Below are 22,861 nucleotides of genomic sequence, written 5' to 3'. Positions count from 1 at the left end.
GACCGCGCACTCGTGATGAGCGCGTCCTGGTCGGACTGGGCCCACGCAGGTGAGCGGAACCCGTCGCCTCTGCCCGCACTGTCCTCGCCGGGCTTCTTGCCTCATCGCACCCCTCTCGGCCGGAACTGGATACTGATCCGCGGCCCCACCGCACGGGCCGTCTTCGGGATCGCGTGTTCCCACGTCCGCTGGCACGATCCGCCCATCACGATCAAGTCCCCATGCCCCAGCGGGTACCGCACTGAGTCTCCGCCGCCTCGTGGGCGCAGGGCCAGGTGCCGGGCGGCACCGACGGACAGGATTGCCACCATGGTGTCCTCGGTCCGGCCGCGGCCGAGGTCGTCGCCGTGCCAGGCGACGCTGTCCTGGCCGTCGCGGTAGTAGCAGAGTCCGGCCGTGCGGAACGGTTCGCCCAGCTCACCTGCGTAGTGCGCGGACAGTGCTTCGCGGGCCTCGGTGAGGACAGGGTGCGGCAAGGGCGCGTGCTCCCGGTAGAAGCACAGCAAACGCGGCACGGCGACGACTCGGTCGTACATCTGGCGGCGTTCCGCGTACCACGGGACCTCGGCCGCCAGGTGTTCGTACAGCTCGTCCGAGCCGTCGAGCCACCCGGGCAGCACGTCGATCCACGCGCCTTGCCCCAGTTCGGTGCGCTGCACGCCGGACAGCGGGCCCAGCGTGGCCGGCCCGCTGGCACCGAACAGCGAGCCCTGAAATGCCTGACTCATGCCTCCAAATTACACGATATTCGAACGCCTGTTCGGATGAACTACTCGGCGGGCTTGGGATGCGCGGTGACGACGAGGCGGTGCAGGCGGGCGTCGGGGGCGGACTCGTTGTGGTAGCGGGACACGAGGTCGGTCACGAGGGCGGCCAGCTCGTCGGTGAAGGCCGAGCGGTCGCGGGCGGACGCGAAGGCGATTTCCGTGTCCAGGGTCAGCGTCGAGAGCGGTTTGCCCGCGCGGGCCGCGCGTCGGGCCAATCCGGCGACCTCGCGCAGGGTGCGGCCGGCGACGGCGAGCAGGTAGCTCGCCGACAGGCGGTCCGGCTTCACGCGGGCGGAGCCGACGGCCCCGAGGGCGGCGGGGGAGACCAGGTAGGCGCCGGCGGTGGCGGCGAAAAGGCGTTCGGTGAGGCCGCCCCACTGCCGGGTTCCGGCGGGTTCGACCAGGCCGTGCGATTCGAGCGCGCGCAGGTGGTAGTTGACCTTTTGCCTGGTCAGGCCCACTCGGGCGGCCAGTGCCGCGGCGGACGCCGGTTCGGTCAGCGCGGCCAGCAGGCGGGCGCGCACCGGGTCCAGCGCGGCCGCCGCGACAGCGGGGTCCTCGATCACTTCGACGTCCTGCATCCCCTGAGCCAAGCAGTGACAAACAAAGTCGTCAAGGGAGGAGCTCTTGCCCGCGACCGGCCGGGGACTTAGAGTGATCAGCCAGTGGTCTGGACCTGTACCGCTACCGCCGCCCTGAGTTCCACGGAGGTCGGCACGTGCGCACGAGAACCCGGATCGGCGGAGCACTGGCGGCGGCGGTGTGCGGGCTCGCGATTCTCGCCCCGGTCGCGGATGCCCAGGTCGGCGGCGGCACCTGGAAATCCTGGTCGCCGGGGTACAAGGAACAGCGGAAGGGCTGCGGCCAGATCAGCGGGCTCACCTTCAAGCTGACCTGCTCCGACGGCAGCGGCGAACAGCGCGCCGAGCGCCGCTACGAGACCTACGCCGGCGGCACGCACCAGTTCGAGGGTTCCTTCAAGATCACCAGCATGGGCGGTTCGCGGATCAGCCTGAAGCAGACGTTCCGCGACGGTCCGAACGCCGGGCCGTATTTTCTGCTGGCGGTGGAGAAGGGCGGACGTCTTTACGCCGTCGAGAACGGCCAGACGGTGGCGACCGGCGCGACGGCCGGGACTTCGGTGCGGGTCACCACGATCAATCAAGTGGGCAGCTCCCACCAGGTATACATCAACGGCTCGCTGAAGCAGACCGACGACAGCCCATCGGGTAGTTACTACGACAAGTTCGGGTCGTACCGGACGGCGAGCGGGGCGGGGCCGATTACCGTGCAGTGGAGCGGAATCAAGTTCTGGACCAGGTGAGCGGCCGGGCGGGTGCCTGCCGCCGCGTGGCACCCGTCCGGCGGTAATTCCGTTGCCGCGGCAGGGGAACTCGGCCACTGTCGCGGTCATGACTTTGGTTGGGCACTACGACACCGAGACCACTGAGAACACGCGGCTGGTCAGATCGCCGCACGGCAGGCTGGAATTCCTGCGCACGCAAGAACTCGTGCGCAGGGCGATACCGGCGACCGGGCAGCGAGTGCTCGACGTCGGCGGGGCCACCGGGGTGCACGCCCGATGGCTGGCTGCGGACGGACATTCCGTGCACGTGGTCGATCCCGTGGCAACGCACGTCGCCGAGGCAGCTGGGGTCGAAGGCGGCACAGCGGAAATCGGCGACGCCCGAGCTTTGACTTGGCCGGACAACAGTGCGGATGTCGTGCTGTTAATGGGGCCGCTCTATCACTTGACTGAATCCGGTGACCGCCAGCGGGCGCTTGCCGAAGCCCGGCGCGTACTTCGTCCGGGTGGCATTTTGTTCGCGGCGGCGATCAGTCGTTACCTCTCGGCCCTGGAGAGCGGAACCAATGGCCAGCTCACCGAACAGGTGAGCCCGGCGGTAAGAGCCGTGATCGATACGGGCGGCTATGACGGCCACGTCGGCTTCGTACCCGCGCATTTCCACACCGCGGACGAACTGCGTGACGAGCTGGAAACCGCTGGCCTGTCCGGGATTTCCGAGTACGGAGTGGAGGGCCCGGCCTGGCCCGCCCTGGACGTGGCCGGGATCGAGGAATTCGACGCGCGCGTGGACGCGGCCCTTCGCTGCGCCCGCCTGGTCGAGCAAGATCCGCTCTTGATCAACGCCAGCGCGCATTTCCTCGCGGTGGCCCTCACCTAGCCCATTCTTCGAGCGAATCCCACGCCGCGAGCGTCCGGCGGCTGGTGAACCGGCGATGCTCACCAGTCAGCGGATCGTCGAATTCCAGCACTTCCGCCAGCAGCTGCAACGGTTTCGTGAAGTCGTCGAGCGGTTTCTCGTGCAGCTCCGGATAGAAATCGTCGCCCAGGATGGGGATCCCTAAAGAACACATGTGGACCCGCAGCTGGTGCGTGCGTCCGGTGGCGGGCGTGAGGCGATAGCGGCCCAGCCCGTCCCGGTGTTCGAGAAGCTCCACTGTGGACTCCGCGTTCGGCGGCCCGGGAACCTCCTGCGCGGCCAGCACGCCGCGTTCCTTCATGATCCTGCTGTGCACGGTCCGGGGCAGCTCAAGGCCGGCGTCGTACGGCGCGATCGCCTCGTATTCCTTGTGCACCAACCGGTCGCGGAACATCGTCTGGTACGCCCCGCGCGCGGACGGCGTGATCACGAACATCACCAGCCCCGCCGTCACGCGGTCGAGCCGGTGGGCGGGGGAGAGGGCGGGCAGGTCCAGCGAACGGCGGAGGCGCACCAACGCGGTTTCCAGGACGTGCCGACCGCGCGGGATGGTCGCCAGGAAGTGCGGTTTGTCGGCCACGAGCAGGTGCTCGTCGCGGTGCAGGACGGTGACGTCGAACGGCACCGGGACCTCGTCCGGCACATCGCGGTGGAACCAGATGAACGAACCGGGGACGTATGCCGCGTCGATCCCCAGCGGACCGTCCTCGCCGTGGATCCGCTGCTCGTGCAGCATTTCCTCGATCCGCGCGGGGGCGACCCGGGGCAGGCGCTCGACCAGGTGCTCCAGCAGCGTCGTCCACGGACCCTCCTCGGGCAGCCGCAGCCGCGCGGGGTCCAGGCCGTGCCGGGGCGGGATCGGGGCCGGGCGCTTGCGTCTCATCGGCTCCCGAGTCTAGTCGGCGGAGTTCTGCCGGTAGGCCGCGATGTAGCGGGCGGTCGCCTCGGCTCCTGCCTCGGCGGCTTTCTCGCGCCGGACCCGCTTGCCGGTTCCGGGCGGGAAACCGTTGCGGGACAACCGGTGGTCGATGCTTTCCTCCATGTACGCGCACGAGTAGAAGTACGACACCAGCGCGGCCATCAGCACGATCGCCAGCCGCAGCCCGAGCGGGGCCGGCAGCAGCAGCCAGATCAGGCACAGCGGGGCGATCCCCACCGTCGCGCGCAGGACGTGCCGGGCCTTCCAGTGCTTGGACGTCGCGTCGTGCAGCAGCCAGTCGCGGTAGCGCTCGGGAAGCCGTCCGCTCACGGCGTAGGCGAACCAGCGGAGAACGCCGGGCCGGTCGGTCATCGTTCCTCCTCGGGGTCTGCGACCACAGTACCCTAATGATTAGTACCCTAACTAATAGTGTGGTGCAGCCCGCGCTAGAGTGGGCCCGAGCACGAGGAGGACGAGTGGCCGAGATCGACCTTGGCGAGGACCCGCTGAAGCTCGACCGGCAGGTGTGCTTCGCGCTGTCGGTCGCCTCGCGCAGCGTGATCGCGATTTACCGGCCGCTGCTGGAGCCGCACGGGCTGACCCATCCGCAGTACCTGGTGATGCTGGCGCTGTGGGAGCAGTCGCCGCGGTCGGTGAAGGACCTCAGCACGGCGTTGCGGCACGAGCCCGCGACGCTGTCTCCGCTGCTCAAACGGCTGGAGGCGGTCGGGTACGTGACCCGGGGCCGCAGCCGGACCGACGAGCGCCAGCTGACTGTCGAGCTCACGGAGAAGGGACGGGAGTTGCGCGCCGAGGCGGAGAAAATCCCGTATCGCGTCGTCGAGCGGCTCGGCATGGAGGTTTCCGAACTGGAGGCGCTGCACGCCGCGCTGGGCCGGGTCATCGAAGCGACCGCCTGAGAAGGAAGAACTCGCGCCGGGATCCGGTTCTGCCGAGGGGAACGTGCCGAGGAGAGCGGAGCGAGCGTGGACAAGATCCGGGTGGGGGTGGCGCCGGGACTCGGGACCGGGCCGGCGGAATTCACCGGTTTGGCCGAGCTGAGCGAGGCGGCGGGCGTCGACTCGCTGTGGCTGTCGGAAGTGGTTTATTCGCCGGATGTCGACCCGTTGATCGGGATGACGCACGCGCTGGCCCGCACCGAACGGCTCAAACTGGGCACCGGTGTGGCGATCCTGCCCGGACGGAATCCGGTACTGGTCGCGAAACAGCTGGTCACGCTGGCCGGACTGGCTCCGAAACGCGTGCTCCCGGTGTTCGGCCTGCTGCCCGCGCAGCCCGCGGAACGCGCCCTGTTCCCGGTGCCGGACGGCCGGCGCGCGGCGGTCTTCGACGAGTCGCTCGCGCTGCTGCGCCTGCTGCTCGACCAGGACGACGTGTCCTTCGACGGCGAGTTCTTCCAGGTCGACGGCGTGACGATCGGGCCGCGTCCGGCGAAACGGCTCGACGTCTGGGTCGGCGGGGCCGCGCCTGCCGCCTTGCGGCGCGCGGGCCGGTTGTCCGACGGATGGCTCGGCAGCTTCCACACGCCGGATCAGTCCCGTGCGGCGCGGCTGGCGATCCAGGAAGCCGCCGCCGAGGCCGGCCGGGAGATCGAATCGGACCACTTCGGGTTGAGCATGGTCCTCGCGCCGCACGGGATCCCGGAACGGCTGCGGGCGGTGGCGCAGCAGCGCAATCCGGGCCGTCCGGCGACCGATCTCGTGCCCACCAGCTGGGCCGAAGCACGCCGGATGATCGAGCGGCACGTCGAGGCCGGCCTCACGAAATTCGTGGTCCGGCCTGGCTACTCCGGCGACTACCGGCAGTTCCTCGACGATTTCGTGCGCGAACTCGGGCCGCTGCAGAACTAGAACGTCAGCTGCTCGGTCTTGCGGGGCATGAGCAGCAGCGCGACGACACTCACCACCGACACGGCGACGATCGCGAGGAACACGTTGTGCGTGGCCCCGGCGAGCGATTCGCGCACGTACACCGTCGCCGGTGAGTTGTCGTGCGCGCCGCTGAGGATGCGGCTGGTGGCGTCGACGCTCTGCGGAAGATGCCCGGCGACCTCCGCGGGCGGGTGCGCGAACCGGCCCGCGAGGGTCGCGTTCGCGATCGCGCCGAAGACGGCCGTGCCGACCGCGCTGCCCAGCGAGCGGCTGAACATGTTGGTCGCGGTCACGACGCCGCGACGCTCCCAGCCGACGGTGGACTGCACGGCCACGACCGTCGGGCTGGAGGAAAGCCCGAGGCCGACCCCCACCACGAATACGGCCGCCGCGGCCGTCCAGACCACCGAGTCCAAGCCGAGGAACGTGGCCATGACCGCCCCGGCGAGCAGGAATCCGCTGCCGATCAGCGCGGTGTCGCGGAATCCGATCCGCAGGTAGATCCTTCCGGACAGCGACGCCGCGATCGGCCAGCCGATCGTCAGCGCGGCCAGCGCGAAACCCGCGGTGAGCGCGTCCGTGCCGAGCACGCCTTCGGAGTACGTGGGCAGGAACGAGCTGAAGCCCAGCAGCACCGCGCCGGTGACGAGCGCGACCAGGTTTCCGCCGATCAGCGTGCGGCGGGTGAACACCCACAGGGGCAGCACGGGTTCCTCCGCGCGTCGCTCGACCAGCACGAACGTGACCAGCATCAGGACCGCGACGGCGAAGATCGCCAGGCTCGGCGCCGACGTCCAGCTCCACGCGACCCCGCCTTCCAGCAGGGCCAGGATCAGCAGCGCGCAGCCGAGCGTCAGCAGGGTCGCGCCGGCGTAGTCGACCTTGTGCCGCGTGCGGTTCACCTGCTCGGTGAACTTGCGGTAGAGCATCCACGCGGCGAGCGCGCCGAGCGGCAGGTTGACGAAGAAGATCCACCGCCAGCTGAGGTATTCGGCGAACACGCCGCCGAGCGTCGGCCCGATCACCGAGGCGACCGCCCACACGCCGGCGAGGTAGCCCTGCACCCGGGCGCGTTCCTCGACCGTGTACAGGTCGCCGACCATCGTCATGCTGATCGGCTGGACCGCGCCCGCGCCGATGCCCTGCACCGCGCGCGCCGCGATCAGCACCGGCATGCTCCACGCGAACCCGCACAGCACCGAGCCGACCAGGAACGCGGCGATGCCGAAGAACATCACCGGGCGGCGGCCGAGGACGTCGGCGAACTTGCCGTACAGCGGCACGGTGACCGCCTGGGTGAGCAGGTAGATCGAGAACAGCCACGGGAACTGGGAAAACCCGCCGAGGTCGCGGACCACGGAGGGCACCGCGGTGGCGATGATGGTGCTGTCGAGGGCCACGAGGCCGGTGCTCAGCATGACGGCGGCGAGGACGGGACCCCGCTCGGAACGAAGGCCCACGGCGGCGCGTTTCGCCGCGGGCGGACTGCTCGTGCTACCCATGCCGGGAATGAACTCCTTCGCCGCGGCAAGCATTCCCCAGCCGATCGATCGGTGCCCGGGGCCCGTCCGACCGCCATCATGGGGGGATGGACAGATGGGTGCGGCCGATCGGCCGGGGCTGGGTCGTTGAGGGCGCGGTGCCGGGACCGGATGTCGACGAGTTCGCCGAACCGGAAGCGGTGACGAAAGCGCTCGCGGCGGCGGAAGGGGACACGCTGCTGGCCGCGCAGCATCCGGCGCGGACGCCCGCCGCGCTGGCAGCCGGGCTGGATGTCGAGGCCGCGTTGCCGGAGGCGCGGGCGACGCTCGAACGGCTGCTGACCGGGCATTACCGGCCGGAAACCGGGTTCGTCGCGGCTTACCGGATCGGCGAGACGATCGCGGGCGTGCTGTGCCTGGTCGACGTCCGGGAGCTGACGTCGGCCGGGGCGCACGTGAAGCACACCGAGGAGGTCTATCCGGAGGTGGTCGCCGAGCGCGCGGCCGTGCTGGACGGTCTCGGCTGTGCGACGAGCGCCGCGCTGCTCGTGCCGGTCGGCGACGGCGCGGAGCTGACCGCGGCGGTCAAGGAGGCAGTGGGCGCGGCGGATCCAGATGTGTCCACTGTGGACCGGGCGGGACTGTCGCACGAGCTGTGGGTGGTGCGGCCGGGCGAACTGCAGGAACGGCTGCTGGAGGCCGCGTCGGCGAGCGATCTGCTGGTGGCGGACGGGAATCACCGTGTCGCGGCTGCGGCCGGGAGCGGTCAGCTGCTGGCGTTGATCACGGCGGGTTCGCAGCTGGAGATCCGGGCGATCAACCGCGTGCTCCTCGGGACCGGGCACTCTGCCGAGAGCCTGTTCGCGGCTTGGCAGGCGGCAGGGCTGGACGTGGCCTGGTCGGACGACTCGACCCCGCCTTCCTGCCCCGGCACGGCAGTGGTGCTGGCTGGTTCACGGGTGCTGTCGGTGCGGCTGCCCGCCGGGGATCCGCTGGTGATCGACCACGAGGTGGTGGAACAGACGCTCCTCGGCTCGGCGCTCGGCCTCGACCCGGACGGCCCGCACGTGCGTCCGCTGCTGCCAGGCAGCCCGGTCCCGCCGGACGCGGACGCGGTGGTGCAGCTGGCCCCGGTGCCGTTCGAGACGGTGCAGGCGGTGCACGCGGCGGGACGGCGGATGCCGCGGAAGGCTACGTACTTCACGCCCAAGCCGCGAGGCGGGCTTGTGCTGGCGCGTTGGTACTGTGCCGATCGTTACTAATCCGACCACAGCCACGGCCCAATGGCTTCGCAGCAACGGTTACGTGCCGGGCGGGGTCGGCCTACTTTGGTCGGACTAGCAAAAAGGTGCAGGTCAGCGTCTGTTCCGCTTAGGATCGCGCAGGTGGAACTACCGCTGATGCCGCCGGTGCGGCCGATGCTCGCCAAAGCCGTGCACGAGGTGCCGCGCGACGGCGGGTTCTGGTACGAGCCGAAGTGGGACGGCTTCCGGTGCGTCGTGTTCCGCGACGGCGACGAGATCGAACTCGGCTCGCGCAACGACCGGCCGCTCACCCGGTACTTCCCGGAGCTGGTCGAGCTGCTGCGCGACGCGTTGCCGGGCAAATGCGTCGTCGACGGCGAAATCGTGCTGGTCACGCCGCGCGGGCTGGACTTCGGGGCGTTGCAGCTGCGGCTGCATCCGGCAGCCAGCCGGGTCCGGAAGCTCGCGGAGGAGACCCCGGCCAGCTTCGTCGCGTTCGACCTGCTCGCGCTCGGCGAGCGGGACCTGACCGAGGAGCCGTTCGCCGAGCGGCGGCGGGCGCTGGAGGGGATTTTCGCTCCCTCGGCCGGCTTGCGGCGGGTGCACCTGACCCCGCTCACGACGGATCCGGACACCGCGCAGGACTGGTTCACCCGGTTCGAGGGCGCGGGCTTCGACGGGGTCATGGCGAAGCCCGCCGATCTGCCGTATGAGCAGGACAAACGTGTGATGCTGAAGGTGAAGCACGAGCGCACCGCGGACTGTGTCGTCGCGGGTTTCCGGTGGCACAAGGACGGCAAGGGCGTCGGGTCGTTGCTGCTCGGGCTGTACGACGACGAGGGTTCGCTGCACCACGTCGGCGTGGCGAGCAGCTTCACCGCGGCGCGGCGGCGGGAACTGGTCGAGGAGCTGGCCCCGTGGCGGGAGAACGCGCTCGACGGGCATCCGTGGCGCAGCTGGGCGGAATGGCAGGCCGACGAGGTGCGCCGGCCGGGCGCCACCAGCCGGTGGGCTCCGGACAAGGACCTGTCGTGGGAACCGCTGCGCCCGGAACAGGTCGCCGAAGTGCGCTACGAACACCTCCAAGGCGGCCGCTTCCGCCACGGCGGCCGGTTGGTGCGCTTCCGCCCGGACCGGACCCCGGAATCGTGCACCTACGCACAACTGGACGAGGCCCCGCCTGCCGAACTGGCGGATCTGTTCGGGGAGGCCCGATGAGCGGCGTTTCGCTGGAACTGGACGGCGTAGAACTGACCATTTCCAGCCCGGACAAGGTCTATTTCCCGGAACGAGGCGAAACCAAGCTCGATCTCGTCCGTTATTACCGAGCTGTCGCAGGCCCTTTGCTGGACCGGCTTGGCGGCCGCCCCTTGCTGCTCGAACGCTATCCCGACGGTGCGGGCGGAAAATCGTGGTTTCAAAAACGCACGCCCAAGAACGCACCTTCCTGGCTGACCACCGCCGTCGTCTCCACCCCCAACGGCACCACCAGCGACGCACTGGTGGCAGCAGACCTGGCGCACGTCCTGTGGGCGGTCAACCAGGGCTGCCTGGGCTTCCACGTATGGCCAAACCGCGCGGCGGCGCTGGATATCGCGGACGAACTGCGCATCGACCTGGACCCGTCGCCCGGAATCGGCTTCCCGCACCTGCGCGAGGCAGCCGTGCTGGTGCGAGAATTCCTCGCCGAGCTGGGAATCGAGGTCTATGTGAAGACCTCCGGTTCGCGCGGCCTGCACCTGTATTCGATGCTGGAACCGCGCTGGGACGGCTACGNCTGGCAAGAGCTTTGGAACGACGGCATCCGGACTTGATCACTGCGCAATGGTGGAAGGAAGAACGAGGCTCACGAGTTTTCGTGGACTTCAACCAGAACGCACCGCATAAAACGGTCTTCGGAGCTTGGTGTGTGCGGCCGAGGGTCGGCGGACAGGTTTCTACGCCGATCGCCTGGGACGAACTGGCGACGGTGGAGCCGGACGCCTTGACGCTGTCGACGGTACCGGCGCTGGTCGCGGAACGGGGAGATCCGTGGGCCGGCGCGAACGACCGGCCGCAGTCGATCGAGGCGCTGCTGGAGATGTCGCGAGAGGACCTGGCCGGCGGGCTGATGGACGCGCCGTGGCCGCCGGTGTACCCGAAGATGCCGAACGAGCCGCCTCGGGTCGCGCCGAGCCGGGCGAAGAAGGCGTGACTCCGCGAGCCAGCAGAAAGTACGTGAGGGCCACCCTCATTGACTCTGATTCCCTCACGACCCTCCACCGGNNATCCCCTCAATGAGCCTTCACAGCCCCACCCACAAACCGCCGCCGCTGCACCCGGCGATCGAGGCACCCAGCCCCTCCCCGCAGTCGCTGCACCCACCATCGAGGCACCCAGCCCCTCCCCTGCACCCCGATACGAAGCCTCCCGTCAGCACACTCGGGCTTCGGGGTGCCCCACGCCAGCGACCCCAAGCGATGTCGCCCCCCCGGCGACGAGCCGACTCACCCCAACGGCAGATCAAACGCCAACTGCTCCTGCCCGCCAACCCCCACCGGCACTCCGGCCAAAGTGCCCGCGCACCCGGGGCAAGGCGTGACATGCCCAGTCCCCGGCGCGGTCAGATCGATCGGCGTCCACGTCCGCGATTCCCGCTCCCCGCAAGCCGACCGCCGGTACCGCAGGTCGTCCGCCCGAGTCATCACATGCGCGACAGGATCGTCCTCCGGCAACGCACCCACGAGGTACCACCGAGCCGCAATTGTCTCCGCCATGGAACTAGTCCTCCAAAGAGGCTGGTCCGAGCTACGAAGACATACTGCGACCCCGGCACCGCCAACCCGCGCGTTTACGCATCTTCGGCGTGGCGCGCCCCGCCCTCGCCGGGTTCATCCAAATACCGGAGAAACCGCAAAAGCCCCCGCTCGTCAGGTCCGTCCTCCTCGGCCACGCAAGCGGCAAGCTCCCGTTCAACGGCCGCGGAATCAATCCCGGCGCCGATCAGCACCAGCTCGGTCCGCCGCGGCCCAGACGGCCAAGCCGACCTCTCTACCTGCATAAACGCCCCGACAGTGTGCAACCCGAACCGGGACCGCGACTCCGGAGACCCCAGATCCACCTGCCCTTTGACCCGGTACAGCCCAGCGGGCCGGCTCTCCAGAAACGCGAGAAACCGCCGAGGCGAAAGCGGCCGCTCGGCCGTGAAGGCGACGCTCTCATACCGCTCGTGCAAATGCTCGGAATGATCATGTTCCCGCAGATCGTCAAAAGACAGCTGCCCATAGCTTTCCCGAGGCCGGGGATCGAAAAACAATCCCGGATCAACCCGCCCCCGCTCGGTCTCCAGCACCGGCGCCCCGGGCGCGTGCTCCTCGACGACAGCACGAACCTTGGCCAGCGCGTCCGCCTCGGCTCGGTCGACCTTGTTGAGGACCACCAGGTCGGCAACCCGCAGATGCTCGGTCAGCTCCGGATGCCGCACCCGCGTCGCCTCGAACTCGACAGCGTCGACCACCTCGACCAGCCCGCCGTACCGGATATCCGGGTTCTCGCTGGCGATCATCAGCCGCAGCAGGTCGCGGGGCTCGGCGATCCCGCTCGCCTCCACCACGATCACGTCGATCCCGGCCTCGGGCCGCGACAGCTTGCCCAGCATCGCGTCCAGCCCGCTGGCGTCGACCGCACAGCACAGGCAGCCGTTGCCCAGCGAAACCATCGTGTCGACCTGCCCGGCGACCGCGAGCGCGTCGATGTTCACCTGGCCGAAATCGTTCACCACCACGCCGACCCGGACGCCCTGGCGGTTGGCCAGCAGATGGTTGAGCATCGTGGTCTTCCCCGCACCGAGAAAACCTGCGACGAGCACTACCGGAACCCGCTGCCTGGCCACGCGTCAACCCTCCTGTCGTCCGGGCAGCCGACGATACCCGCAGCGGACGTCAGGACCGTGGCAGCCCAGCGCCGTCCTCGGCGAAACGGAGCCGGCGCAGGGTGCCGTCATGGCAGGATGAGCGGATGATCTGGACGCCGGGCAGGGAGGACCGGGTCGACGGGATGCCGACGGCCGGACAATGGCGGCAGTTGTCGGTCGTGCCGGAGAAGCGGGAGGTCTTCGGCTACGACCTGTACTTCCGCGAGGGTTGGGCGGACGTCCTTTCGGTGTTCGGCGGTGCCGCGACGAGAGTGCTCGGCGGGCTGGCGATGCTGGTGGTCAAACCGGACGCGGTGGTCGGGCGCAGGCTCGGCCCGATCATGGATTACCTGGCGGACAACGGTTTCGTGCCCGTCGCCGCCACGCGATTCGGCTACACCCGGCATTCGATACGCGAGGTGTGGCGCTACGACTGGCACATCTACACCGTCGACCGGCTGCAGTTGTGCACTTTCTGGTATCTCGCCAACGATGTGCTGCTGTTCCTGGCGCGCGACGTCCGCCCGGTCGCGGGATTGCCCGCGACAGTCCGGCTGTGCGAGCTGAAAGGCGTCGGCGATCCGGCCCAGCGCCGTCCGCACCAGTTGCGCACGAAGCTGAACCCGCCCAACCGGATCCTGAACTTCGTGCACGTCGGCGACGAACCGGCGGACATTGTGCGCGAGCTGACCATTTTCCTCGACCGTCCGGAGCGGCTCCGGTTTCTCGAGGGGCTGCGGGCGCATCTCGCCGAGGACCGCAGGGCGCAGGCGCGAGCCGAGATCGCCGCCATCGAAGCGGACTGCCCGGCACACGACCTGGACATCGACGCGACGCTGGCCCGGCTGGCTCCGGCAGCGGGCGAGGCCGCGGTTTCCCGGCTGCGGGACGTGGTCGAGGGCGGGGACCGGATCAGCTGGGACGAGCTGTCCGAGCTGGTGCCCTTCGAGAAGGCAGACCGCTGGGACGTGATCGTGACCGCGTCGTTCGTGGTGCACAACGAGCGTCCGGTGCCGCATGCGCTGCTGCCTGCCGTTTCGGCGGAGGCGTGGACCGCGCAGGCGCGGTAGCGCGCTGCCTGCGACGGGCGGCGGGCCCCGGGTTTGGCCCAGTGCATCGGGTCCGGGGCGGAGATCAGCTTCGCTTCGTCGCGTTCGATCCGGCCGGTCCCAGCGATCGACCTCGGCTCCGCTTTCGGCGACCTCGATCCAGGGCACGGATTCCCCGAACCGCGGACGTTCCGGCAACTGGAGCGCCTGGCTGCCGTGCTCCGCCCGCTTGAGCGCGTCTGCCACAACGTCGACGGCCGCGTCTGCGTCGAAGCTCAGCGGGGTGACGGTGGTTTCGGCCGTGAGTGCTTCTTCGAGCAACGGGAGGCCGGTCGGGGTGCCGGAGGCCAATCCGTTCAGAGCTTCCCGCCGCTGCAGCAGGCCGAGTACCCGGATCAAGCCGGCGGGCTCGTCGGCGACGTGGATGTAGCTGAAGTTGCGGCTGTGCTGGTGCAGCAGGGCGCGCAGCGTGGCGGGCTTCTGCTTCAGCGGATCAGCTGAGCCTTTCAGCGTGGCCAGCCGCATCGTCGCGGGCATCTGCCCTGGCTGCTCGTCCCGCAGGAGCAGCAGCAGGGCGGGGCCGCAGTAGACCAAGCCGGTCCACGGTGGCCGAAGTCAGCTGGTACCGCCGCAGGGGCTCCCGGGGAGCCGGGCGGTGTCGCGGGCACCTTCCCAGAAGCAGGTTTCGCGCCGGGAGGCGATGCGCTTCGCGGGCGTACGCGTGAGCGCGGCCCAGCGCCTGTCGTCGATCTTCGCTGCCCTTGGCCGATGCCGGATCGCGGAGGCCCCGGTCGTATGAAGCACCGATGAGCAGTTCGCCAAGAAATGTCGGACGTCTTCGAAAACGCACCGCCGTGCGGGTGGGATTCCGGGTTCGGATCGGCGGATCGGCGGATCGGCGTACGGTCGTCGGGGCATCCGGGCGAACCGGTTGATTCCTTTCCTGAATGTCCGCGCAGTGAAAGTCTACTGTGGACGAAAAAGATTCGCCCTTCTGTCAAGGGGTTTCAGTGGTCCGGGCCAGTTGACGCGGGTGACCTCGTGCTGTCTCCGCCGCGGGTTGCGCCGGACGTCGCAGGCGAATTGGTCGGTTCCGAGGCTTGTTTCGGCGCATTCTTCGCCGAATATTGTTCACTCGGATGGTCGCTGCGCGGGGTGGCCTGGGTCCATAGAGTTCTGAGGGGCAGCGCTGGTCCGATGGGGGAATAACTGCCCGCGGCCCCGAATCGCGGCTCGATCACCGCCGCGCGACCGCGGCCCGGCCGGACGGCGGAGCGGGGCACGCGTATCCCGAGGAAGAATGTTCCCGGAGGGCCGGAATGCATCGATTGCTCGAATCCCGCAGCACCACCCTGGCCACCCAGCAGGAGGCCGAAACATTCGGAAACGGCTGGCGCGCCCGCGCTTTCCGCGACGTCGAGTCCCGGCTCACCGACCGCGGTTTCCCGTGCGTCTTCTCCAGAAACGCGTTCCGGAAGAGGCTGCTGCTGTTCGCTTTCGCGGAGGACGCCGGACCGGACGCCATCGCGAGACTCGGCGGCGAACTCGCCGATTACGTCGAGCTTTCCCTGAATTGGAACGGTCATCTCGACACCGCGTACCCGTTGCTGATCGTGTTTTCGCCCGCGGCGGTGTCCGCCGGGTCGGTCGCCGGGTACCAGGCGTTCGGCTGGGAGGCGATCCAGCAACTGCACCGCGTCGACCCGGCCCCGTGGCCGGAGAACGTCGGCACCGACCCCGGCGAAAGCTCGTGGTCTATGTGCTTCAACGGGATGCCGTTGTTCGTCAACATGAGCAGCCCCGCGCACGAGGTCCGGCGCAGCCGCAACCTCGGCGAGCACTTCGTGCTCGTGATCAACCCGCGGGAGCGGTTCGACGTCGTCGCGGGCGACACCCCGAGCGGCCGCAACGTCCGCGGCAACATCCGGGCGAGGATCGATCGCTACGACGGCGCCCCGCGCGCCCGCCAGCTCGGCTCCTACGGCGTCGCCGGGCTGGAATGGTGGCAGTACGGCCTGCCCGAGGAGGACGTCGACCGGACCGATACCTGCCCGTTTTCCTTCCGGGAAAACGAAACCGCGCAGCCGGACGAGGCGGCGGCCCCTGCCTGACCGGAGCCATATCGACGACCGCGGCGCGGGAATGACCGGGAGCGCGGCAGCGGCACGGTGCCCGCCGGTCCGGTGGACGACGCACCGTGCTCGCGGCCAGCACCTGTTCGGCAATTCTCGCGACGCTGCCCGCCGGATTCCGGGCGTACCCGGCCTGCGTGGTGCCGCGGATCGACGCGTACGGCGATTTCCCCACTCCGCATACCACGGAATCGGGTCACCTCGACGGACTGCTGCCCCGCGAGATCTTCGAAGCGATCGCGGCCGTCGAACATCCCGGTCTTGAACTGGCCGAGTTCGCCGCGTCCGGTGACGAACGCACTGACGCGCACGTGGCTGAGTCCATTGTGGCCATGATCGCGCCGGTGCGCTGAACCAGCGCGGGACGGCCCGGCTGGTTCAGCGGTGCCGCTGCGCGGCCGGACTGCCCCGCGAGTCGAGCGCGGTCGGCGAATCCGGGCACCGGTAAGGCTGTTGCCGACCTGGTGCCCGACCGGGCAGGATCGGTACCGGCGAGTCCGCCCGATGCCGGTGGTATCCAGCGCTGGGCGCAGGGAGTGCTCCGGCGGCGGGGGAGAGGTTCCGATGATCGACGACCCGGTTCTGCGGCCCGTCGGTGCTGTGCGGCGCGGAGGCCGGGCCGCCCCAGCGCTCCCCGGGGCGGAGGCCGCATGACCGCCCGTGCCGTCCCAGCGCTCCCCGGGGCGGAGGCCGCATGACCGCCTGCGCCGCCCCCGAGCGCGCGACCTCGCTGCGTCCGGCGCTCGTCCTCGCCGGCGTCCTGCTGATCGCTGTGAACCTGCGCGCCGCGATCACCTCTCTCGGCCCCGTTCTGAGCTTCGTCCAAGCCGACCAGGGGCTTTCCTCGGTAGCCGCGTCCGTCTTGGTCAGCGTGCCGCTCATCGCGTTCGCCGCGTGCTCCCCGATCGCCCCCAAGGTTGCCGCGAAGCTCGGCCTTGAACGCGCGCTCGGCGCGGCGGTGCTGCTGCTCGCGATCGGGATCCTGGTGCGCTCGGCTCCGCCGCAGGTGTTGCTGTGGACTGGAACGGCCCTGCTCGGGGTCGCCATCGCGATCCTGAACGTCCTGCTCCCCGCGCTCGTCAAACGTGATTTCCCGGCCCGCGTCGGGCCGATTACCGGCACGTACACCGCCGTCCAGTCCGGTGTCGCCGCGATTGCTGCTGGGGTCGCGGTCCCGCTGGCCGGGCAGCAGGCCGGCGGATGGCGGCTTTCGCTGGGCGTCTGGGCGGGGCTCGCGCTCGTCGCTCTCGGGGTTTTTCTGCCGCAGCTGCGCCGTTCCGCCGCCGCACCGGCGCTCGTGCGGACGTCCGGTGCGGCGCGGCCGTGGACGAACGGGCTGGCCTGGCAGGTCACCGTGTTCATGGGGTTGCAGTCGCTCGCCTTCTATGTGCTGGTGACCTGGCTGTCTTCGATCGAGCACGCCGCGGGGATCAGCTTGGTGACGGCTGGGTTTCACCAGTTGCTCTTCAATCTTTCCGGTCTGGTTGGCAGCTTGGTCTGCTCCGTGTTGATCCACCGGCTGCCTGATCAGCGTCCGATTGCGATCACGGGATCGTCGCTGTTGACGGTCGCGTTGACTGGGCTTCTGGTCGCGCCGGGGATCGCGGTGGTTTGGGCTGTCTTCGCCGGGTTGGCTGGCGGGAGCACGTTGGCGTTGGCGTTGTCGCTGTTTGGGCTGCGTACCAAGGATTATTCTGACGCTGGGGCGTTGTCCGGGATGGCTCAGTCTGCGGGTTATACGCTGGCGGCGCTGGGGCCCATCGTCATCGGGGCGGTGCATGACGCTGCTTCGTCTTGGAAGCCCGCGCTGGGGGTGCTGATCGTGCTGGCGCTGGTGCAGACGGTGTTTGGGGGGGTTGGCTTCTCGGCATCGGACGATGGGGTGAGTGGTCGCGTTCTCGTGGCACCCGAAGCCTGAGTGTGCGGTCCGGCCTGAAAGCCGCGAAGAGCCCTTCACGGACGGCGGCGTTCGGCCGGGCGAGGTTCGTCTCGGGGGTGGACAATAAAGTCATGATCAATGTCCTCGTCGCGTACGCGGGCAAGCACGGTGGCACCCGCGAGATCGCCGAAGTTGTCGGCGAGGAGTTGCGCGCGGCCGGGTTTGCCGTCGACGTGCGTGATGCGGGCGAGGCCGGCAGTGTCACGGCGTATGCCGCGGTGGTGGTCGGCAGTGCGCTCTACTACTCGCGGTGGCGGCCCGAAGCGGTGCGGTTGCTGGAGCGCAACACCGAGGCGTTGCGGGCGCGTCCGGTGTGGTTGTTCCACAGTGGACCGTGTGGTCCTGGCGCGAATTCAGCCAGGGTGAGCTTGCCCGCACGGGTGACGTTGCTGGCCGCTGCGATCGACGCGGGGCGCACCGAAACGTTCGGTGGGCGGCTTGATCCGGCGCTTGCGGAGGGCGTGCTGGAAAGGCTGATGGCGCGCGGCAGCCGGGCCGGGGATTTTCGCGACTGGGAGCGGATCCGGGCGTGGGCGCGGGACATCGGCCGCCGGGTGCACTCCCGTGTTCCGGTCTGAGCCTCAGGCCGAGCCGAGCACCCGCACCACCGTGGCCGAAAGCTCTCTTTCGGCTTCCTCCGTGGAAAGCCGTCCCGCGTCGACCTCGCCCGCGGCGGCGTGGCTGAGCTGAATGATCACCGTGACCAGCCAATCCGCCGGCGGACGACGGTCGAACTCCCCGGCGCGCTGCCCGCGTTCGACGATCGGCCGCAATCTCTTGGCGACTGGCTCGTGCTGCGAGGCGAACCGGCGCAGCAGCATCGGATAGCGCGAGGACGTCCGGCGAGCGGAGGCTAGCACTCGTAAGACCGCGTCGACAGCTTCCTCGGTGAGCCGGTCGAGCACCGCGGCCAGAAGCCGTTCGCGGGACGGGAAATGGGCGTACACGGTTTGCCGGGTTACGCCCGCCGCCGCGGCGACGGCTTCGACGCTCGCGTCCGGATCCGCTTCCAGCACGCGGAGCGCCGCGTCGAGTATCGCGGCGCGGAGTTTCACCATTTCTTACACATTGTCAAGGTTAGCTCGGACGGATACCTTACAGTGTGTCAGAGTTTATCCGCCGAACGCGGCGATCCCGGGGAGTTCACTTCGTTCACTGACGATCTGGTGCGCACCGACGAAGACGCGGCGGCAGGGTGCGGATCGACCGCGAGCGGCTGATCGCGCATTGCCTTCCGGTGCGGAAAACCGGCCGGAAAGCCGGATCGAAGTCCACGAGGCGATGGCCGAGGGCGACCGCATCGCCGCGCGGTACACGCTGCACGTTCGCCAGCCAGGAAAGGGAGATCGTGGTCGCGTTTTTCGGGCGGTTCACCGGGGACGGCCGGATGCGCGAGGCGCACCTGCTGACCCGTTCGGCGCAAGCGCCCGGGTAGCCCGTTTCATCCTTTTTCGCTGGGTATGTCAGGGGCCGGGGGAGTCCACATGCGACTCTTGCCTCTCCGCCGCACCGGGTGTAGACCAAGCCGGTGACCGAAAACGCAGCAGGGGGCAGGGAAAAACGCAAACTCAGCGCCGATCAGCGGAACTCGTTCCTCGCCGCGTGGCTCGGCTGGAGCATGGACGCGTTCGACTATTTCCTGGTCGTGTTCGTGCTCGCGGACATCGCGAAGGACAAGTCGTTCGGGGCCACGGCCACCCAGCTGGCGTTCATCACCACCGCGACGCTCGTCATGCGCCCGGTCGGCGCGCTGCTGTTCGGGTTGTGGGCGGACCGGTCCGGGCGGCGCATCCCGCTGATGGTCGACGTCCTGCTGTACTCGGCGGCGGGCGTGCTGTGCGCGGTCGCGCCGAACTTCACCGTGCTGCTGATCCTGCGGTTCGTCTACGGCATCGGCATGGGCGGTGAATGGGGCCTGGGCGCGGCGCTCGCGATGGAGAAGATCCCGGTGGAGCGGCGAGGGTTCTTCTCCGGGCTGCTGCAGGCCGGCTACTCCGCCGGGTACCTGCTGGCCGCGCTGGCGTACCTGCTGTTCCACACCGCACTCGGCCTGGAGTGGCGGTGGATTTTCGTGCTGAGCATCTTCCCGGCGCTGATCAGCCTGCTGATCCGGGCGCGGGTCAAGGAATCCGAGGTGTGGGAGGCGGCGCAGGAGAAGATGCGCGTCACCCGGACGTCGGTCAAGGACGTCCTGTTCAACCCGAAGGTGCTGCGCCGGTTCGGGTACCTCGTGCTGCTGATGACCGCGTTCAACTGGATGAGCCACGGCACCCAGGACGTGTACCCGACGTTCCTGAAGGCGACCGAGCACGGCGGCGCGGGCCTGAGCGCGGCGACCAGCACGTGGATCGCCGTGCTGTACAACGTCGGCGCGATCATCGGCGGGCTGGTCTTCGGCTCGCTGTCGGAACGCTTCGGCCGCCGGATGACGATCGTCGGCGCCGCGGTCCTCGGCCTGCCGATCGTCCCGATCTTCGCCGTCGACCACGGAGCCGGGATGCTCGCGCTCGGCTCGTTCCTGATGCAGATCATGGTGCAGGGCGCGTGGGGCGTCATCCCCGCGCACCTGACCGAGATGTCCCCGGACGCGATCCGCGGTTTCTTCCCCGGCGTCACCTATCAGCTCGGCAACCTGCTGGCCGCGCTGAACCTGCCGATCCAGGAAAGCATCGCGCAGTCGCAGGGGTACCCGGCCGCGCTGCTGTGGACGGTGATCCCGGTGCTCATCGCGGTCGCCGTGCTGACCTCCCTCGGGAAGGAAGCGAAGTCCATCCGCTTCGGCGGCGAAGGCGCGACCACCGCNCCGCGCCCGCCGGGACGTCCTGAGCTTTCTGCCCGCTGGGTCCAGGCGGCCTTGCCGTCGAACAATCGCCGATATATCGTGGGCATATCGGCGATTGTTCGACGGAGGAGGATGACATGACCAGGACCGCAGGCGGGGGACACCTGTTCCGGGGCTTCGGCGGCCCAGAACGCTTCGGCGGACACGGAGTGCCGTTCGGATTCGGCCGCCCCGGAGCGATTCACCCTGGCGACGGGGACTGCGGGGCGCCGTTCGGCAGGCCGGAGGCGCACGGCGACGGGCCCGGCGAGGGGAGGGGGCGACATCCGGGCGGGCCGGGGGAGGGGCCCGGGTGGCCTGGGGCAGGCGGGGAGCGTGGCTGGCCTGGGCGGTTCGGCGGCCTGGGAGCCGGGTTCGGCCAGCATGCGGTGTTCGGTGAACCCGGTGCCAGGTGTGGGCAGGCCGGGCTGTTCGGGGAGCCGGGAGTTGCCTTCGGCTGGCCCGGTCATGTGGGCTGGCCGGGCGAGCATCACGGCGGGCCGGGGGAACCTCAGGGACACCCCGGTCATGCGGGCTGGCCGGGGGAATCTCAGGGACACCCCGGTCATGTGGGCTGGCTGGGCGAGCATCAGGGCGGGCCGGGGGAACCTCAGGGACACCCCGGTCACCCGGGCTGGGACGCGGGTTGGCCGGGCGGGCATCCGGGCTGGCGTGGCGGGCCGGGGGAAACTCACGGACACCCCGGTCACCCGGGCGAACCGGGGGAGCACCACACGCACTTCGGCCGTCCGGGCGAGCACCGGGGCCACCCCGGTCGCCTGGGCCGGCCCGGCGGCGAGGAGGCCTGGGACGACACCGTGCTCGAAGCCCGGGGCGGCTTCCCGCCCGGCCTGCCGGGACCGCCCGGGCCGCCGCATCGGCCGGGATTTCCCGGTTTCCCTGGCTTCCCCGGCGGCCCGGGAGGGTTCTTCGGAGGTCCGCCCCGCGGCGGGCGAGGCCCGGCTCGCCCGGTGCGTCCGGCGGTTCTCGCCCTGCTGGCGGAGGAACCCCGCCACGGCTATCAGCTGATGCAGGAAATCCGCCGTCGCACGCATGACGAGTGGCGGCCCAGCCCGGGGTCCATTTACCCGATTCTGCAGCAGCTTGAGGACGAAGGCCTGGTCCGCACCGCGGAGGAGGGCGGCCGTCGCGTCGCGCATCTCACGGAAGCGGGGCGGGAGCACGTAGCGGGGCGCGCGGAGGAGTTCGCCGCGCTTTGGGAGTCTCCGGCTCGCGGCGAGGAGCCGGGTGCGGACCGCTTCGCGGCGCTGTATCAGCAGATCGGCGAGTTGGCCGGGGCCGCGGCGCAGGTCGCGCACACCGGCAGCGAGGCGCAGTGCGCGGAGGCGCGCAAGGTCCTTCGTGAAGCCCGCCGCCGGCTGTACGCGTTGCTCGCGGACGACGACTCCGAAGAATAAAACCCGCCGGTTGGCGAGTCCATTGTGGACTCGCCAACCGGCGGTCACCTCGGGGCACAACCGGAGGTGGTCCGAGCACGCGTGTCGGTTGTTGGACGGCGGCGCGGTGCGGCGGGTCCAATGCGGCCATGCCATCGTTTGTCCACCTGCACGTCCATACTGAGTATTCGATGTTGGACGGTGCGGCGAAGATCGGGCCTTTGTTCGCGGAGGCGGCCCGGCTGGGGATGCCCGCGGTGGGGATGACTGATCACGGGAACATGTACGGCGGGGACGAGTTTTATCAGACGTCGAAGAAGCACGGGATCAAGCCGATCATCGGGATCGAGGCGTATGTCGCGCCGGAGTCGCGGTTTCACAAGAAGCCGGTGTTCTGGGGGCAGGCGTCGCAGCGGGGGTCGGACGAGTTCGGTGAGGGCGGGGACGTTTCGGGTGGTGGTGCGTATACGCACATGACGATGGTGGCGGGGAACGCGACGGGGTTGCGGAATCTGTTCAGGTTGTCGTCGCTGGCGTCGATGCAGGGGTATTACCGCAAGCCGCGGATGGATCGGGAGCTGATCGCGGAGAACGCGGCGGGGATCGTCGCGACGACGGGGTGTCCGTCGGGCGAGGTGCAGACGCGGTTGCGGCTGGGGCAGCGGGAGGCGGCGGTTCAGGCGGCGTCGGATTACAAGGATATTTTCGGGGCGGGGAATTTTTTTCTGGAGTTGATGGATCACGGGCTTCCGATCGAGCGGTCGGTGCGGGAGGGGTTGCTGGAGATCGGGAAGCTGCTGGATCTGCCGCCGTTGGCGACGAATGATTCGCATTACGTGACGAAGGACCAGGCGGACACGCATTCGGCGTTGTTGTGCGTGCAGGCGGGGAAGACGTTGAACGATCCGACGCGGTTCAAGTTCGACGGGGACGGTTATTTCCTGAAGTCGGCGCGGGAGATGCGGGAGTACTGGGACAAGGAGGTTCCGGGGGCGGCGGACAACACGCTGCTGGTCGCGGAGCGGGTCGAGTCGTACGAGGACGTGTACACGCACAAGGACCGGATGCCGGTCTTCGACGTCCCCGCGGGCCACACCGATGCC

The 22,861-nt window shown here is 69.4% G+C and carries 24 protein-coding genes and 1 pseudogene; 17 read left to right on the top strand and 8 right to left on the bottom strand.

What is annotated here, in order from left to right; translation table 11 throughout:
• Positions 1-101: 101 nt before the first annotated feature.
• Both A4R44_RS10665 and A4R44_RS10660 read right to left on the bottom strand, forming a co-directional pair.
• Positions 102-728 carry an alpha-ketoglutarate-dependent dioxygenase AlkB gene (locus tag A4R44_RS10665; protein WP_067578844.1) on the bottom strand — a complete coding sequence of 209 codons (627 nt, stop codon included), beginning with the start codon at positions 726-728 and terminating at the stop codon, positions 102-104.
• 41 nt (positions 729-769) lie between these two features.
• Positions 770-1,348, bottom strand: coding sequence for a helix-turn-helix domain-containing protein (locus A4R44_RS10660; RefSeq protein WP_067578842.1), 579 nt, complete (start codon positions 1,346-1,348; stop codon positions 770-772).
• A gap of 137 nt (positions 1,349-1,485) precedes the next feature.
• On the opposite strand from A4R44_RS10660, the gene A4R44_RS10655 reads away from it, so the two are divergent.
• A complete protein-coding gene (locus tag A4R44_RS10655; RefSeq protein ID WP_067578840.1) occupies positions 1,486-2,091 on the top strand; it encodes a hypothetical protein in 606 nt (201 codons plus the stop codon).
• Positions 2,092-2,179: 88 nt separating this feature from the next.
• Positions 2,180-2,953 (top strand): class I SAM-dependent methyltransferase, encoded by a 774-nt coding sequence (locus tag A4R44_RS10650; RefSeq protein ID WP_067578838.1) that lies wholly within the window; start codon positions 2,180-2,182, stop codon positions 2,951-2,953.
• On the opposite strand, the gene A4R44_RS10645 is transcribed toward A4R44_RS10650, so the two are convergent.
• Entirely contained in the window at positions 2,946-3,875 is a 930-nt protein-coding gene (locus tag A4R44_RS10645) for an RluA family pseudouridine synthase (protein ID WP_067578836.1), read from the bottom strand. The genes A4R44_RS10650 and A4R44_RS10645 overlap by 8 nt on opposite strands.
• A gap of 12 nt (positions 3,876-3,887) precedes the next feature.
• Positions 3,888-4,283 carry a DUF5313 domain-containing protein gene (locus A4R44_RS10640; RefSeq protein ID WP_067578834.1) on the bottom strand — a complete coding sequence of 132 codons (396 nt, stop codon included), beginning with the start codon at positions 4,281-4,283 and terminating at the stop codon, positions 3,888-3,890.
• Between the two features lie 104 nt (positions 4,284-4,387).
• Here A4R44_RS10640 and A4R44_RS10635 point away from each other — a divergent pair, with 104 nt between their 5' ends.
• Positions 4,388-4,831: a MarR family winged helix-turn-helix transcriptional regulator gene (locus A4R44_RS10635; protein WP_067578831.1), complete on the top strand. Its 444-nt coding sequence runs from the start codon at positions 4,388-4,390 to the stop codon at positions 4,829-4,831.
• A 66-nt stretch (positions 4,832-4,897) separates the two neighbouring features.
• A complete protein-coding gene (locus A4R44_RS10630; RefSeq protein WP_067578830.1) occupies positions 4,898-5,782 on the top strand; it encodes a TIGR03854 family LLM class F420-dependent oxidoreductase in 885 nt (294 codons plus the stop codon).
• Here the strand turns inward: A4R44_RS10630 and A4R44_RS10625 are convergent.
• The gene (locus tag A4R44_RS10625) at positions 5,779-7,305 is read right to left on the bottom strand and encodes an MDR family MFS transporter (RefSeq protein WP_067580090.1); all 1,527 of its coding nucleotides are present in this window, start codon (positions 7,303-7,305) and stop codon (positions 5,779-5,781) included. The genes A4R44_RS10630 and A4R44_RS10625 overlap by 4 nt on opposite strands.
• An 86-nt stretch (positions 7,306-7,391) precedes the next feature.
• Here A4R44_RS10625 and A4R44_RS10620 point away from each other — a divergent pair, with 86 nt between their 5' ends.
• From A4R44_RS10620 to A4R44_RS10610, 3 genes and pseudogenes are all read left to right on the top strand, one after another.
• A complete protein-coding gene (locus A4R44_RS10620; RefSeq protein ID WP_067578827.1) occupies positions 7,392-8,546 on the top strand; it encodes a DUF1015 family protein in 1,155 nt (384 codons plus the stop codon).
• A gap of 123 nt (positions 8,547-8,669) precedes the next feature.
• Positions 8,670-9,746 (top strand): ATP-dependent DNA ligase, encoded by a 1,077-nt coding sequence (locus A4R44_RS10615; protein ID WP_198545243.1) that lies wholly within the window; start codon positions 8,670-8,672, stop codon positions 9,744-9,746.
• Positions 9,743-10,722 (top strand): annotated as a pseudogene (locus A4R44_RS10610) (DNA polymerase domain-containing protein). Before A4R44_RS10615 ends, A4R44_RS10610 begins: the two are co-directional and overlap by 4 nt.
• A 292-nt stretch (positions 10,723-11,014) precedes the next feature.
• On the opposite strand, the gene A4R44_RS10605 reads toward A4R44_RS10610, so the two are convergent.
• Both A4R44_RS10605 and A4R44_RS10600 read right to left on the bottom strand, forming a co-directional pair.
• The gene (locus A4R44_RS10605; protein ID WP_067578823.1) at positions 11,015-11,284 is read right to left on the bottom strand and encodes a hypothetical protein; all 270 of its coding nucleotides are present in this window, start codon (positions 11,282-11,284) and stop codon (positions 11,015-11,017) included.
• A gap of 74 nt (positions 11,285-11,358) precedes the next feature.
• On the bottom strand, positions 11,359-12,399 hold the full coding sequence (locus A4R44_RS10600; protein ID WP_067578821.1) for a GTP-binding protein: 1,041 nt from the start codon (positions 12,397-12,399) through the stop codon (positions 11,359-11,361).
• A gap of 125 nt (positions 12,400-12,524) precedes the next feature.
• Here A4R44_RS10600 and A4R44_RS10595 point away from each other — a divergent pair, with 125 nt between their 5' ends.
• The 6 genes from A4R44_RS10595 (at position 12,525) to A4R44_RS10570 (ending at position 18,118) form a co-directional block, all read left to right on the top strand.
• On the top strand, positions 12,525-13,490 hold the full coding sequence (locus A4R44_RS10595; protein ID WP_067578819.1) for a nucleoside-diphosphate kinase: 966 nt from the start codon (positions 12,525-12,527) through the stop codon (positions 13,488-13,490).
• Between the two features lie 195 nt (positions 13,491-13,685).
• Entirely contained in the window at positions 13,686-13,970 is a 285-nt protein-coding gene (locus A4R44_RS47820; protein ID WP_143132654.1) for a hypothetical protein, read from the top strand.
• Positions 13,971-14,788: 818 nt separating this feature from the next.
• Entirely contained in the window at positions 14,789-15,580 is a 792-nt protein-coding gene (locus A4R44_RS10585) for a YqcI/YcgG family protein (RefSeq protein ID WP_067578815.1), read from the top strand.
• 86 nt (positions 15,581-15,666) lie between these two features.
• Entirely contained in the window at positions 15,667-15,954 is a 288-nt protein-coding gene (locus A4R44_RS10580) for a hypothetical protein (RefSeq protein WP_067578813.1), read from the top strand.
• Positions 15,955-16,295: 341 nt separating this feature from the next.
• Complete coding sequence (locus A4R44_RS10575) at positions 16,296-17,519, top strand: MFS transporter (RefSeq protein WP_095213275.1); 1,224 nt, start codon at positions 16,296-16,298, stop codon at positions 17,517-17,519.
• A 92-nt stretch (positions 17,520-17,611) separates the two neighbouring features.
• Complete coding sequence (locus A4R44_RS10570; protein WP_067580089.1) at positions 17,612-18,118, top strand: flavodoxin domain-containing protein; 507 nt, start codon at positions 17,612-17,614, stop codon at positions 18,116-18,118.
• 3 nt (positions 18,119-18,121) lie between these two features.
• Here A4R44_RS10570 and A4R44_RS10565 read toward each other — a convergent pair whose 3' ends face one another.
• Positions 18,122-18,598, bottom strand: coding sequence for a TetR family transcriptional regulator (locus A4R44_RS10565; protein WP_067578811.1), 477 nt, complete (start codon positions 18,596-18,598; stop codon positions 18,122-18,124).
• Positions 18,599-18,735: 137 nt separating this feature from the next.
• On the opposite strand from A4R44_RS10565, the gene A4R44_RS10560 reads away from it, so the two are divergent.
• The 4 genes from A4R44_RS10560 to A4R44_RS10545 form a co-directional block, all read left to right on the top strand.
• Positions 18,736-18,975 (top strand): hypothetical protein, encoded by a 240-nt coding sequence (locus tag A4R44_RS10560; RefSeq protein ID WP_202506186.1) that lies wholly within the window; start codon positions 18,736-18,738, stop codon positions 18,973-18,975.
• Positions 18,976-19,158: 183 nt separating this feature from the next.
• Positions 19,159-20,463 (top strand): MFS transporter, encoded by a 1,305-nt coding sequence (locus A4R44_RS10555; RefSeq protein ID WP_304456046.1) that lies wholly within the window; start codon positions 19,159-19,161, stop codon positions 20,461-20,463.
• An 869-nt stretch (positions 20,464-21,332) separates the two neighbouring features.
• Positions 21,333-21,779 carry a PadR family transcriptional regulator gene (locus A4R44_RS50150; RefSeq protein ID WP_067578809.1) on the top strand — a complete coding sequence of 149 codons (447 nt, stop codon included), beginning with the start codon at positions 21,333-21,335 and terminating at the stop codon, positions 21,777-21,779.
• A 128-nt stretch (positions 21,780-21,907) separates the two neighbouring features.
• A partial coding sequence (locus A4R44_RS10545; protein WP_157904849.1) for a PHP domain-containing protein occupies positions 21,908-22,861 on the top strand: 954 nt, incomplete at its 3' end.

Source organism: Amycolatopsis sp. M39 (assembly GCF_001651785.1).
Taxonomy (GTDB): domain Bacteria; phylum Actinomycetota; class Actinomycetes; order Mycobacteriales; family Pseudonocardiaceae; genus Amycolatopsis; species Amycolatopsis rubida.
This window is presented reverse-complemented; position numbering and strand designations above follow the sequence as displayed.

Coding starts and splice junctions, on each gene's coding strand:
- A4R44_RS10665 (WP_067578844.1), bottom strand. CDS start 728: ATGAGTCAGGCATTTCAGGGCTCGCTGTTCGGTGCCAGCGGGCCGGCC.
- A4R44_RS10660 (WP_067578842.1), bottom strand. CDS start 1,348: ATGCAGGACGTCGAAGTGATCGAGGACCCCGCTGTCGCGGCGGCCGCG.
- A4R44_RS10650 (WP_067578838.1), top strand. CDS start 2,180: ATGACTTTGGTTGGGCACTACGACACCGAGACCACTGAGAACACGCGG.
- A4R44_RS10645 (WP_067578836.1), bottom strand. CDS start 3,875: ATGAGACGCAAGCGCCCGGCCCCGATCCCGCCCCGGCACGGCCTGGAC.
- A4R44_RS10640 (WP_067578834.1), bottom strand. CDS start 4,283: ATGACCGACCGGCCCGGCGTTCTCCGCTGGTTCGCCTACGCCGTGAGC.
- A4R44_RS10625 (WP_067580090.1), bottom strand. CDS start 7,305: ATGGGTAGCACGAGCAGTCCGCCCGCGGCGAAACGCGCCGCCGTGGGC.
- A4R44_RS10620 (WP_067578827.1), top strand. CDS start 7,392: ATGGACAGATGGGTGCGGCCGATCGGCCGGGGCTGGGTCGTTGAGGGC.
- A4R44_RS10605 (WP_067578823.1), bottom strand. CDS start 11,284: ATGGCGGAGACAATTGCGGCTCGGTGGTACCTCGTGGGTGCGTTGCCG.
- A4R44_RS10595 (WP_067578819.1), top strand. CDS start 12,525: ATGATCTGGACGCCGGGCAGGGAGGACCGGGTCGACGGGATGCCGACG.
- A4R44_RS10585 (WP_067578815.1), top strand. CDS start 14,789: ATGCATCGATTGCTCGAATCCCGCAGCACCACCCTGGCCACCCAGCAG.
- A4R44_RS10575 (WP_095213275.1), top strand. CDS start 16,296: ATGACCGCCTGCGCCGCCCCCGAGCGCGCGACCTCGCTGCGTCCGGCG.
- A4R44_RS10570 (WP_067580089.1), top strand. CDS start 17,612: ATGATCAATGTCCTCGTCGCGTACGCGGGCAAGCACGGTGGCACCCGC.
- A4R44_RS10565 (WP_067578811.1), bottom strand. CDS start 18,598: ATGGTGAAACTCCGCGCCGCGATACTCGACGCGGCGCTCCGCGTGCTG.